Genomic DNA, 12,860 nt, shown 5'->3' with positions numbered 1-12,860 from the left:
GATATGAAATACGCATTTATCTTTGCAGGACAGGGTTCTCAAAGTGTCGGTATGGGGCTGGAATTTTACGAAAATTTCGCCCCTTGTCGTGAGTTGCTTGGCGAGGCTAGTGAGTATTTAAAGATTGATTTTAAGCACCTGCTTTTTAGCCAAAACGAGCTTTTAAATAAGAGCGAATTTACCCAACCAGCTATCGTTTTAAACGCACTTATGAGCTATCTTGCTTTAAACGAAAATATCGCGCCTTGCCAAAAATTTAGCCTAGGGCACTCTCTTGGCGAGTTTAGTGCCTTAGCCGTAAATGGCGCTTTTGATTTTAAAGACGCCATAAAGCTTGTAAATTTGCGTGGCAAGTTTATGCAAGAGGCGTGTGATGGCAAGGGCGCTGGTATGATGGTCTTGCTTGGACTTGATGATAGCGTGGTTGAGAAAATTTGCAGTGAAGCTAGAAATGAAGGCAGAAGCGTCTATGCTGCAAACTACAACTGCGACGGACAAATCGTAGTAGCAGGGCTAAAAGATGATTTAGCTAGTTTAGAAGCCACGTTTAAGGGTGCTGGTGCAAAACGTGCTATGCTTCTTGATATGTCAGTGGCTTCTCATTGTCCGATTTTAAAACCAGCTAGCGACGCCCTTTTTAGCGAACTTGGCAAGTATTTAAATGATAGCTTTTTACCGGTCATCTCAAACGTAAATGCCAAAATTTACACCACAAAAGACGAGGCAAAAGAGCTTTTAAAAGATCAGCTAATAAGCCCAGTGCTTTATAAACAAAGCATTAAAAATCACGAAAACGAGGTTGATTGTTTCATTGAGCTTGGCTCAAAAATTTTAAGCGGTATGAATAAAAAAATCACACAAAAACCAACTTTAAGCATTACAGATTTAGCTTCACTTGATGAGGCTGTGAAATTTTTGGAGGGCAAATGATAGCGATTTTAGGCGCAATGAATGAAGAGATTACGCCGATTTTAGAGCGCGTGGGTGAGTATGAAACTATCAACTGCGCAAACAACTCATTTTACAAAGCAAACTACAAAGGCAAGGATTTAATCATCGCCTACTCAAAGATAGGCAAGGTAAATTCAAGCCTTACTGCAACTTTAATGATAGAAAAATTTGGCGCAAAAACGCTACTTTTTAGCGGTGTGGCAGGTGCGTTAAATGAAAATTTAAAGATTGGCGAGTTGATTTATGCTACAAGTCTAGCTCAGCACGACCTTGATATAACGGCGTTTGGGCACCCACACGGATATGTGCCGGGTATTGAAATTTTTGCTAAAACCGATGAGAGCTTAAATGCCTTAGCTGTTAAAATCGCACAAAAAAGAGGGCTAAAACTAACGGGCGGTATCATCGCTACTGGCGATCAGTTTGTGTGTAGTAGCGAGAAAAAATCGTGGATAAAAGCGATGTTTAAAGCAGACGCCGTTGAGATGGAGGGTGCGAGCGTGGCTCAGGTTTGCGCTCAGCTAAACGTGCCATTTTTCGTGCTTCGCGCGATTAGCGACTCTGCAAATGGCTCGGCCGAGTTTGATTTTGATGAGTTTTTACACAGCTCGGCAAAAATTTCAGCCGATTTTGTGCTAGAAATGGTAGAAAATTTATGATAGATTTAAGCAAAAAGCTTTTAAGTATCGTTGGGCGAACGAACGCAAAATACAAAATGGTTTGTGGTGGCGATAAAATTTTGCTGGGTCTTAGTGGTGGTAAAGACAGCCTTGCCCTTGCTTTTGTGCTAAAACATATGCAAAATGTAACGCCAGAGAAATTTGAGTTTAAAGCCGTAACTTTAAGCTATGGTATGGGCGAGGATTACGGATATTTGACAAAATTTTGCAATGAACACGGCATAGAACACGAGGTTATTGACAGCTCAATCTTTGAAATTTCAAAGGATAAAATCCGTAAAAATTCCAGCTTTTGTAGCTTTTTTAGCCGAATGAGGCGTGGCTATCTTTACACCTACGCCCAAAAACACGGCTTTAACAAACTTGCAATAGCTCATCATCTTGACGATGCGGCTGAGAGCTTTTTTATGAACTTCACTTACAACGGCGCGTTAAGAACCCTTGCACCAAAATATACAGCTAAAAACGGCATTGAAGTTATCCGTCCATTTATCTACGTGCGTGAGCGGGCTTTGCGTGAAAATGCCGTTCGTAACGAGCTTTTTGTCATCGGCGATGAGGCTTGTCCGGCAATGAGATTTGATGTGAAAATGCCACACGCAAGGAGTGAAACCAAAGAGCTTTTAGCACAGCTTGAAAAGCAAAATCCAAAGCTATTTACAAGTCTAAAAGCAGCCTTTGAAAATATCCATTTAAACACATTTTTTGATCCAAAAAATAGCCGTGATGATGAGTGATTACTCATCATCTAAATTTATGCTTGGCAAGTCATCATCATTTTGCGGTTTTTTAGGCTTTAAAGCGATATTTGCACCCTTTTTTATCGTGTCTGCAAGCCCTAAATTTTTTAGCTCGTTTTCAAGCTCGTTTATTGACATTTTTTGAGATATTTCGCCACTAGAAATTTCTACATTTTGAGTGAAATTTTCTTCGTAATTACCGCTTTTTAGCCTATTTAGCTCATCTTTTGCTAGCTCACAAAAGACGCTTGTATAGCCACGATTAACGCAGTTTTTCTCTAAATACGCACTCATTAAATTTAAGCAGTTTGCGTAGTCATCAAGCGTTAAATTCGCCCTTAAAAGCTCATATTTTAAAAACAGCCAGTAGGTGTTTAGCACGTCAGATTCGCAGTATTCATTGATTTTTTCAATCTCGCCCTCATAAAACAGCTCTAAGACCTGATCTCCGCTTACATCGTATTTGCCGGGCAAATTTAAAGCCGCACAAAGCGTATCAAGCTTTAAGCCCCTAACTGCACCAAAATCGCTAATGTGATCAAGCAAATCAATGTGAAAACGCCCATCATATCGGCTTTTGTAATTCTCCCATTTGTTTTTGTTTAAAATTTTATTATCCACTTCAAAATATGCAGCCGCTGAGAGATTATAACGCATAGCCCTAGCCATAATCATCGGCAAATCAAAGCCACGACCATTAAAGCTAACAAGACGCGGGTTGTGCTCGTTTATGAAATTTATAAATTTTGTTAAAATTTCGCGCTCATTTTCGCCTTTTAACGTGCTAACGCGAATAAACCTGCCAAACTCATCAGCCATTACAGCTGAAATCGCAACGACTTTGTGAAAAATAATTGGCAAAAACTCGCTCCCACTCACGCTTTTTTGATACTCAAAAGCTTGCAAACTCACTTCTAAATCATCGCCACTAAAATCGTAAATTTTACGAAGCAAATTAGCGTCTGGTATGGTTTCGCAGTCAAAAACGCAGATATAACTTTTAGCCATTTTAAGCCTTTTTTAGTCAAATTTTTATAAAATCATAGCCAAAATTTGTTTTAAAGCCGATTATGAAAGAGAAAAATCCAAAAATAGCCATAGTTAAGCTCTCAGCGCTTGGCGATATTGTTCATTGTATCATCGTTTTGCAGTTTATTAAAAAACACCTACCAGATAGCGAAATTTCGTGGTTTGTGGATAAAAGATTTGCTGGAATTTTACAAAATCATCATCTAATTGATAGGCTTTTTATCCTGCCTTTAAAGGATAAAAAATTAAATGAGTGCGTGAAAATTTTAAAAAGTGCTGGGGAGTTTGATTTTGTCATTGATTTTCAGGGGCTTTTAAAATCAGCAATCATCACAAAAATGCTTGGCAAAAATAGCTACGGATTTAGCGTAAATAGCGTAAAAGAGGGCGTTGCTGGGCTTTTTTATCGCCACAAGCTAAAAATTGACTACAACGAAAATATAATTATTAGAAACCTTAGCCTTGCAGCATTTGCACTAAATTTTAGCTTTACTCGTGATGAAATTTTAGATAAACAGCCCTGCTTTAACGTGCAAGTTTTAGATGAAAAACGCCCTAAAAAACGCATAATCATCGCTCCATTTGCAAGTGAAGATAGCAAGTGCTATGATAAATTTAAAGCCGTGATAAATCTGCTTAAAGAGTATGAAATTCTCATCACACAGGCAAATGACAGGGAGCTAAAAACCGCAAATGAGCTTACGCTTGGCACTCACGCTAAGGTTTTAGAGCGAGTGGATTTGCTTACTTTGACGCAAAAAATTGCAAACGCCGACCTTTTAATTGGCAATGATAGCGGTATTACTCACATTGCTTGGGCGATGAATGTCGCTTCAATCACGCTTTTTGGCAACCGCCCAAGTCGCAGAAACGCCTTTGTTACGCCTAAAAATTTAGTCGTTGATACCGGCAAACAGCCAGATGCTAGGAGCATTGATAAAAACGACTTTTGCATTAAAGAAATTCTGCCCCAAACTATCGCAAATTTCGCAAAAAGGCTATTAAATGGATAGGGTCTATCTCTGCCTTTTTTATGTTTTTAAATTTATAATTTTTATCACGCCAAACGCCCTTCACAACGCCATTGCAAAGGGGTTGGCTTTTATTTATATGAGAGTAAATAAAAGGCGTTTTAGGGTGGTGATGAGTAATTTAAATATGGCGTTTGGTGATGAAATTTCAATGCAAAAAAAGCTAGAAATCGCCAAAAAATGCTACTTTAATTTTGCAAAATTTTTAGGCATAAATTTCATAAAAAATCAAAACACAACAAAGCAAAAGGTGCTAAATCGGGTGCGTTTTAAAGATGAGAAGTTTTTGCTTGAAGCGATAAATTCAGGGCGAAGTGTCATCGTTGCTACTGCTCATTTTGGCGAGTGGGAGCTGTTTAGCCTTGCTATGGCTGCACGTTTTGGCGCAGTTTCAATTTTGGGGCGAAGGCTAGATAGCAAGAGCATAAATGAAATTTTAAACGCAAATCGCACGCAGTTTGACATTGAGCTAATTGAGAAAAGTGGCGCTGCAAAGGGCATTTTAAGGGCGTTAAAACAAAAAAGGCTGGTTGGAATTTTAGTTGATCAAAACACGGCAAAAAGCGAGGGCATTGAGGTTAGCTTTTTTGGCAAAAGGGTGCTTCACACGCCCTCAGTTAGCATTTTTGCACAAAAGACAAACGCACTAATTGTGAGTGCTTTTATTAGCAGTGTTGATGAGCAAATGAGTGAGATTTGCTTTTTTAAGGCGGTTGATATTAACGATTTTGATAAAGCAAACGCCATAAAACTAGCCACACAAGCCCAAGCGGACGCCTGTGAAGCGATGATTAGGCAAAAGCCAGATGAATATTTTTGGTTTCACAAGCGATTTAAACACTTTTATGAGAGAATTTATGAGTAAATTTAGCGTCGTAATCTTAACTTTTAACAGCCAAAAATATCTGCGTGAAGTGCTAAATAGCGTGGAGTTTGCAGATGAGGTCGTAGTCGTTGATAGCGGTTCAAGCGATGAGACGCTAGGAATTTGTAGTGAGTTTAAAAATGTGAGAGTTTTAAGCCAAAAGTGGCTTGGATTTGGCGCGCAAAAGCAATATGGCGTTGATAGTGCTAAATTTGATTGGGTTTTCGTTCTTGATAGCGATGAAATTTTTACAAATGAGCTAAGAGATGAGCTAAAAAATGTGCTAAATGAGTCAAAATTTAGGGCTTACAAGGTAGCAAGGCTTAACTATTTTTTTGGCAAAAGCATAAAATCAATGGGGCTTTATCCGGACTTTTCGGTGCGATTTTTTAACAAAAAATATGCCAGTTTTGACGGCAGAGAAATTCACGAAAAGGTCGTTTTAAACGATAAAAACGAGAAATTTGGCGAGTTTAAAAATCACTTTATCCATTACGCTTACGATAGCGTTTATCAGTTTATTGACAAGCAAAATCGCTACTCAACGCTCGGTGCAAAACGCAACATCTTTAAGGCGATTTTTAATCCATTTTGGACATTTTTTAGGCTTTTTATCCTTAAAGGTGGCTTTAAAGATGGCTTTGATGGCTACGTGATAGCAAAACTTTACGCTCAATACACGTTTTGGAAGTATATTAAGTAAAATTTTTTCAAATTTTAAATACAATACAAACCCAAAATAAAATTAAGGTAAAAAAATGAGTAAAAAACGAATATCTACACTTACTTCAAAACTAAACGCACTAGGTCCGGGAATTTTAATGGCGTCAGCTGCCGTTGGCGGGTCTCACATAGTCGCCTCAACCCAAGCCGGAGCGATTTATGGCTGGCAACTAGCCGTGATAATAATCCTAGCAAATCTCTTTAAATACCCATTTTTTCGCTTTGGAGCGCAATACACGCTTGATAACGGACGCAGCCTTGTTAGCGGTTATTATCAAAAGGGTAAATTTTACATTTGGCTCTTTTTGATATTAAATATCTTTTCTACGATTATAAATATCGCTGCCGTTTCGCTTGTTAGTGCGGCGATTTTAAGCTTTGTTTTGCCATTTAAGCTTAGCGTTTCTATTCTTAGCTTGGTCGTGATTTTTGTAAGCTGTCTTATTATTTTAATGGGGCGATACAAACTGCTTGATAGCGTCTCAAAGATGATTATGATAGCACTTACAATCGCCACGCTTTGGGCTGTGGCAGTCGCACTTCATCGCACCGGCATTAATGGCGTGGCACCGCTTGATTATATCGCACCCTCGCCTTGGCAGCTAAGCTCGCTAGCATTTATCATCGCACTTATGGGCTGGATGCCAGCTCCAATTGAAATTTCAGCCCTAAACTCAATGTGGGTCATCGCAAAAAAGAAGCTTGAAAAGGTGAGCTATGATGACGGGCTTTTTGACTTTAACGTAGGCTACATTGGCACGGCTATCTTAGCACTCGTGTTTTTAGCACTTGGGGCGTTGGTGCAGTTTGGCTCTGGCGAGGAGGTGCAAAGTGCTGGGGTTAAGTATATTCAGCAGTTTATAAATATGTATGCACAAACTATTGGCGAGTGGGCTAGGGGACTTATTGCTTTTATTGCGTTTATGTGTATGTTTGGCACGACTATCACGGTGATTGATGGATATTCTCGTGTCAATTGTGAGAGCATTAGACTTATGTTAAATAAAAAAGAAACAAAGAGAATTTACTCAAACCTAGCAGTGATTTTAGGCTCTATTTTTGGGCTTTGCGTGATATTTTTGTTTAACCACGCCGTTGGTGCTATGCTAAATTTTGCGATGATTGCTTCGTTTGTTACCACGCCGATTTTTGCGTGGCTAAATTTAAGCTTGGTGATGAAAACCGAGCATAAGGTTAAGGGCTATTTGCTTTGGCTTTCATTTGCTGGACTTGCGTATTTAAGCCTGTTTGCGATATTTTTTGTAGTTTATAAGCTTGGGGTTTTAGGCTAAAATAAAAGCCAACAAAGTTAGCTAAAAACAGATAATAGCATTGCCAAAAGCAGTGCTATTATTAAAAATATGTTAAAATTTCTAGTATTCAGCCTCAATATCAACGATGATTTTAATATCATTATTTACAAGAGTTTCTGGATACTCTTTGCCGATGTTAAAGTCTTTGCGTTTGATGATACCGCTTATCGTAAAGCTATTTTTGATTGAGCCGTTTTTATCGGGTGCTTCGCCGTTAAATTTGTAGTCAAATACGACATTTTTTTTGATTTTTTTAATCTCAATCACGCCAAAAATTTTATCGTTTTTAAAATCCTTCATATTAAAAGTTATTTCAGGATAGTTTTTGACATCAAAAAAGAGCGGACTTGTCAAATTCGCATCTCGCCTCTGATTTTTGGTAAAAATTGAGGCGGTTTTGATATTTGCTTCAATCAGGCGTGGGGTTTTATTTTTCTCGTCAAAATCCACCTTTGCTTCGTAGCTATTGAAGTTGCCATTTACGTTTGAAATGCCAAGGTGTTTTGAGATAAAGCCTACGTTTGAGTGCGGTTTATCAATATTGAGCCATTTTGAGTATAAGGTTGCGACTAAAATTGCTAAAATAAAAAGTGATTTTTTCATCGTTTCTCCTGTTTTTAAAATCGTTATTTTATAATAATTTTAAAAATTTTCACTTAATGCTTTTTCGTAATCGTTTGGATTGTTTATGTTAAAAAACTCGCTTTCATCATCAAAAAACAGCTCTTTAACCCTTGCGTCATTTAATAAAAGTCCGATTTTATGCTCATCTTTTTTATAAAGCACGTCCGCCTTTAACGCTAGTTTTGGCGAGAAAAATCCACAAAGGCTGTGGCGATAACGGCTATCTTTTGGGATCACAGCGTCAAAAGTATCGGCGTATTTGCCTAGCTCTTCTATCGTGCTAAGTTTTACAAAGGGCATATCAGCAGGTATGATAAAAACGCTCGTGTTAAAATTTTTAAGGATTGAGCTAAGTGCTAGCATTGGCGAGAAAATATCTAAATTTTCATCTTTTATGAGATTTAGCGGGGGGTTAAATTTATCAAATTTTGAGCTAACATAGACATTTTTAAAAATTTTTGATAGCTTGTGGGCTTGAAAATGCGTAAGCGTAGCAAAATTGCCAAATGGCAAAAGCGTTTTATCGCGCCCCATACGAGAGCTTTTGCCACCGGCTAAAATCACGCAAACTTCAAAAATCATAATGAGTGATTTATCATAATAAATTTAACAACTCACCATTTGTGCTAGTCCGCCTAGCGAGGTCTCTTTGTATTTTGGGTTCATATCTTTGCCAGTTTTATACATTGTGATGATGACCTCATCTAGTGTTACATGCGGTGTGTAGCCACCTTCTAGGGCGAGTTTTGCGGCACTTACAGCCTTTATCGCTCCAAGCACGTTTCTCTCAATGCAAGGAATTTGCACCAGTCCGCCAACAGGGTCGCAAGTAAGCCCCAAATGGTGCTCCATAGCGATCTCAGCGGCTGAAAGCACCTGCTGTGTGGTCGCTCCGCTAACTAGTGCCATACCAGCAGCTGCCATTGATGATGCAGCTCCGATTTCTGCTTGACAGCCAGCCTCAGCACCGCTGATTGAGGCGTTTTTCTTATACAAATAGCCAATGGCACAGCAGGTTAATAAAAAGTCAATAACCTTTGCATCATCCATATAAAATCTATGATTTTTAGTATAAAGCATTACCGCTGGGACTACGCCACACGCCCCGTTTGTCGGTGCTGTTACGACCTTGCCACCACTTGCATTCTCCTCTGCTATCGCCCTTGCATACATTGCCATATAGTCAATCACGGCAAGTGGGTCAAGGTCCTCTTTTGGGTTGGCTTCTAGGCGTTTTTTGATCGCTGGGGCTAGGCGGTTTATGCCGATACCACCGGGCAGGGTTCGCTCGGTTGAGTTTATGCCGTTTTCATAGCACTCAATCATCGCTTTGTAAATTTCTAAGCAGTAGTTTTTGACATACTCTTCGCCGTGAATTTCAGCCTCTCGCATAAGTGCGATTTGAGCGATATTTTTATTATGCACCTTGCAAAGCTCAGCTAGGCGTGCTGCGCTGTCAAAGTCAAACTGCAACTCCTTTTCAATTTGATTGCTAAATTTACCATTTTTTATCTCGTCCTCGCTTGAAACAAATCCACCGCCAGTTGAGTAATAAGTGTGTGAATTTATAATCTCGCCATTACTGCTAAACGCCTCAAAAATTAGCCCATTTTCGTGAAAAGTAAGCATTTTTGGGTTAAAAATCATATCTTTTTTGTAGTTAAAATTTATAAATTTCTTGCCACAAAGATTGATTTTTTTATCATCAAAGACATCTTTTAAAATTTTGGTCTTTATATTTGGCGTTACATCTTTTGCAGTGACGTTATTTAGTCCGATTAGGCAGGCTACATCGGTTAAATGCCCCTTGCCAGTCAGGCAAAGTGATCCGTGAAGAGTGACTACGATACGCTCTACCTGCTCTAAATTTGGGGCGATTAGCTCACAAAAGCGGTTTGCTGCAAGGATTGGCCCTATCGTGTGAGATGAGCTTGGGCCAACGCCGATTTTAAAAATAGATAAAATAGAATCCATATCTAGCCTTAAATCATCTTAACAATTACGCTTAAAATCGTGAGCGAACCCATTACAAAGACGAAAATATCGGTCGCTTTGTTTCTAAATTTTGCCAAGGCTGGGACTTTGTAAAATGCAATAATTGGCATTAAAAACAAAATTGCAGCGATGATTGGGCCGCCTAAATCCTCAATAAAGCCTAAAATGCTCGGATTTAAATAGCCGACAATTACGATTGTTGAGTATAAAAATATCGTTGTAATTGTGTTGATTGTGTTATTGCTTAGCGTTTGGACGCCATCTTTTTTGGTCGTTTTTCTAATGATACCATTTAGCCCCTCTCTGGCACCATAATAATGTCCAAAAAATGAGGTCAAAATCGCTAAAAATGCGACAGCTGGACCAGCATAAGAGATGATTGGGTTTTCAAATTTATTTGCAAAATACGAAAGCACAGGTATATTTGCAGCACGTGCCGCCTCAAAATCATCAGCGTCAAGGCACATAATGCAAGAGAAGACAAACAACATCACAAAGCTTAAAAGTGCCGCTGATGTGTGAAACTCAATTTGATTTGTCTTAAAATTTTTCTCATCGCCATACTCTTTTTCTACGCTTAAAGCAAATGTAGAAACGGCTGGGCTGTGGTTAAAAGCAAAGACTAAAACCGGCAAAGTAAGCCAAATGACAACGACAAAATCCTTAAAAGTAGGGACGTTTGAAATGGCTGTAAATTTCCATTCTGGGATTAAATAAAGCGAAAATCCAAACAAAATAAAGCAGAGCGGATAGACTAGCGATGCACAAATTTTTGTTACAATCTCCTCGCTTAAAATCATAACTGCCATCATCATACTAACAAGCACAAACGCCAAAATAAAGCGGTCAATTTGTGCAAAACCGAGCTGATTTACGATAAATGAATCAACCGTGTTTGTAATGCCAACGCCATAAGCTAGGCAGATAGGATAAATGGCAAAAAAGTAAAGAATAGTAACGACATAGCCCCACTTAAAGCCAAAATGCTCCTCAACGACCTTTGTGATATCCTGACCCGGCTTTGAGCTTGAATTTACAAACCTAGCAAGCGCTCTGTGGCTTAGCCAAGTCATCGGAAAAATCAGGCAACACATAATAATAATAGGCCAAAATCCGCCAGTGCCTGCACGAATAGGCAAAAACAAAATTCCAGCACCAACTGCCGTGCCAAACAGCGACCACATCCAACGGCGATCAAAGCCGTTCATCTTTTTTCTGTCCATTAAATTCTCCATAAAATTTCAAACTAATTCTACTCTTTAATTTCTTTTACGTTTCTTAAAAATTAAACAATCATTAACGTTTTTGCTAGTTGTAAATTTTAAAAAAATATAAATTTAAAAAACTTGTTTTTTTTTTTTTGTTTTGTTGTATAATGGCACAAAAATCGAAGAAATGGAGAAAAAATGAGATCTTTACGTGTAAAAGTGGCGTTAATTCTTATGCTTATTGTCTTTATCTCAATTGTAAGCGTAGGAATTTTAAACTACCAGAGTGCAAAAAATATGTATTCAAACAGGGTGGTAAATACCGAGCTACCAACGGCAATAAGTGGCGTAGCCGCCTCAATAAATGGGCAAATTCAGCGTATCATCACGACTGCTGAGCTACTTGGGGCAAATGAATTTGTCATTGAGTGGATGAAAGAGGGCGAGCCAGAGAGTAAATTTGATACGTTTTTTAAGTATCAAAAGTCGGTAGAAACGGAGCTTGGGCTGTTTGCCATTGGTATGGTTTCAGATGTTACATTAAGGTATTATGCAAAAGATAGCGTTTTAAAGGTAATGGATAAAAACGCCGAGCGCGACCAGTGGTATTTTGGGCTAAGAAACTCGCCTAAACGAACCGTTTTAAACGTTGATAACGATGATAACACCGGCAATGTAACGCTGTTTGTAAATAGCAAAATCATCAAAGAGGGTAAATTTTACGGCATTGCATTTACTGGCGTTTCGCTTGACGGCGTGGTAAAATTAGTCACATCGCAAAAGCTTGGCAAAAGCGGTCAATTTTATATGGCTGACGACAGCGGGGTTTTAAGAATTCACAAAGATAAAGCCCTAAGAAATAAAAATTTAGCCGATTTTCTAGGCAAAGATGAGGCGAAAATTTTGCTTGATAAAAATGGAGCGATGATAAAAAATGGCGGTAAAATCATCGTTTCACACTACATTTCGGCTATGGATTGGTATCTTATTGCCGAGCTTGATGAGAGCGATATTTTAAGCGAACTTAATGGACTTTTATACTCAACTTTGATAGTTATTTTCATCTGCGGACTTGTTACCTTAATCATCTCGCTATTTTTATCAAAATACCTGCTTTCAATCATTTTAAGGCTAAAATCGGGGCTTTTATCGTTCTTTGACTTCTTAAATCACAAGGTAAATAACGCCGAACCGATAGCAATAAGCTCAAAAGATGAGTTTGCAGATATGGCAAACATTATAAATGAAAATATAACAAATATTAAAAATAACCTAGCCGAGGAGCGAAATTTCTTAAACGGCGTAAATCTCTTTGTCGGACAGATTAAAGATGGTAAATTTGGCTCAAATTTAGATGTGATGACTAAAAATCCACTGCTAAATGAGCTAAAAAATGCGTTAGCTAGCCTACAAACAGCACTAAAAGAGGCGATCTCGCTAGACGGACAGGACGTTTTAAAACTGCTTGAAAGCTACAAAAAGTCCGATTTTACCGCACGTTTAGATGATAATGGCTTGATTGCAAGTGGCGTAAATCAGCTCGGTGTTGAGATTGCAAATATGCTAAAAGATAACTTGCACAAGGCTGAAATTTTAGAGCAAAAGGCAAAAATCCTAAATGATAGTATGAAAGAGCTAACCGATGGTGCAAATTCACAAGCAAATTCACTTCAAGAAAGTGCAGCAGCAGTGGAGCAAATG

13 protein-coding genes are annotated in these 12,860 nt (G+C 38.5%); 8 read left to right on the top strand and 5 right to left on the bottom strand.

Annotated features, from left to right (window positions below):
* Positions 1-3 precede the first annotated feature (3 nt).
* Genes fabD through NYG85_RS05710 form a run of 3 tightly spaced genes read left to right on the top strand, consistent with a single transcriptional unit; the run spans position 4 to position 2,368 of the window.
* Positions 4-930, top strand: a complete 927-nt coding sequence (gene fabD, locus NYG85_RS05720; protein WP_284937532.1) for an ACP S-malonyltransferase — start codon at positions 4-6, stop codon at positions 928-930.
* A complete protein-coding gene (locus NYG85_RS05715) occupies positions 927-1,610 on the top strand; it encodes a 5'-methylthioadenosine/adenosylhomocysteine nucleosidase (RefSeq protein ID WP_284937531.1) in 684 nt (227 codons plus the stop codon). Before fabD ends, NYG85_RS05715 begins: the two co-directional genes overlap by 4 nt.
* Complete coding sequence (locus tag NYG85_RS05710; RefSeq protein WP_284937530.1) at positions 1,607-2,368, top strand: tRNA 2-thiocytidine biosynthesis TtcA family protein; 762 nt, start codon at positions 1,607-1,609, stop codon at positions 2,366-2,368. Before NYG85_RS05715 ends, NYG85_RS05710 begins: the two co-directional genes overlap by 4 nt.
* Here the strand turns inward: NYG85_RS05710 and NYG85_RS05705 are convergent, their stop codons facing one another.
* Positions 2,369-3,379, bottom strand: coding sequence for a 3'-5' exonuclease (locus tag NYG85_RS05705; protein ID WP_284937529.1), 1,011 nt, complete (start codon positions 3,377-3,379; stop codon positions 2,369-2,371). It abuts the gene before it with no gap.
* Between the two features lie 62 nt (positions 3,380-3,441).
* Between NYG85_RS05705 and waaC the strand changes: the two genes are divergently transcribed.
* From waaC to NYG85_RS05685, 4 genes are read left to right on the top strand one after another with little or no spacing between them, the layout of a single operon-like run.
* Positions 3,442-4,413 (top strand): lipopolysaccharide heptosyltransferase I, encoded by a 972-nt coding sequence (gene waaC, locus NYG85_RS05700; protein ID WP_284937528.1) that lies wholly within the window; start codon positions 3,442-3,444, stop codon positions 4,411-4,413.
* Positions 4,406-5,296 (top strand): lipid A biosynthesis lauroyl acyltransferase, encoded by an 891-nt coding sequence (locus tag NYG85_RS05695; protein WP_284937527.1) that lies wholly within the window; start codon positions 4,406-4,408, stop codon positions 5,294-5,296. The genes waaC and NYG85_RS05695 overlap by 8 nt, the downstream gene beginning before the upstream one ends.
* On the top strand, positions 5,289-5,999 hold the full coding sequence (locus NYG85_RS05690; protein ID WP_284937608.1) for a glycosyltransferase family 2 protein: 711 nt from the start codon (positions 5,289-5,291) through the stop codon (positions 5,997-5,999). The genes NYG85_RS05695 and NYG85_RS05690 overlap by 8 nt, the downstream gene beginning before the upstream one ends.
* Before the next feature lie 55 nt (positions 6,000-6,054).
* Positions 6,055-7,311 carry an NRAMP family divalent metal transporter gene (locus NYG85_RS05685; RefSeq protein WP_284937526.1) on the top strand — a complete coding sequence of 419 codons (1,257 nt, stop codon included), beginning with the start codon at positions 6,055-6,057 and terminating at the stop codon, positions 7,309-7,311.
* 81 nt (positions 7,312-7,392) lie between these two features.
* Here NYG85_RS05685 and NYG85_RS05680 read toward each other — a convergent pair whose 3' ends face one another.
* The 4 genes from NYG85_RS05680 to NYG85_RS05665 are packed head-to-tail and all read right to left on the bottom strand — an operon-like array spanning position 7,393 to position 11,186.
* On the bottom strand, positions 7,393-7,935 hold the full coding sequence (locus NYG85_RS05680) for a YceI family protein (protein ID WP_284937525.1): 543 nt from the start codon (positions 7,933-7,935) through the stop codon (positions 7,393-7,395).
* A gap of 39 nt (positions 7,936-7,974) precedes the next feature.
* Positions 7,975-8,538, bottom strand: coding sequence for an NTP transferase domain-containing protein (locus NYG85_RS05675; RefSeq protein ID WP_284937524.1), 564 nt, complete (start codon positions 8,536-8,538; stop codon positions 7,975-7,977).
* 24 nt (positions 8,539-8,562) lie between these two features.
* Positions 8,563-9,930 (bottom strand): L-serine ammonia-lyase, encoded by a 1,368-nt coding sequence (locus NYG85_RS05670; protein WP_284937523.1) that lies wholly within the window; start codon positions 9,928-9,930, stop codon positions 8,563-8,565.
* An 8-nt stretch (positions 9,931-9,938) separates the two neighbouring features.
* Entirely contained in the window at positions 9,939-11,186 is a 1,248-nt protein-coding gene (locus NYG85_RS05665) for an aromatic amino acid transport family protein (RefSeq protein WP_284937522.1), read from the bottom strand.
* A 171-nt stretch (positions 11,187-11,357) separates the two neighbouring features.
* Here NYG85_RS05665 and NYG85_RS05660 point away from each other — a divergent pair.
* A partial coding sequence (locus NYG85_RS05660; protein ID WP_284937521.1) for a methyl-accepting chemotaxis protein occupies positions 11,358-12,860 on the top strand: 1,503 nt, incomplete at its 3' end.

The organism is Campylobacter gastrosuis, from assembly GCF_030249845.1.
Classification (GTDB): domain Bacteria; phylum Campylobacterota; class Campylobacteria; order Campylobacterales; family Campylobacteraceae; genus Campylobacter_A; species Campylobacter_A gastrosuis.
The sequence above is the reverse complement of the archived record's forward strand: the minus strand, read 5'-3'. Positions and strand labels throughout refer to the sequence as shown.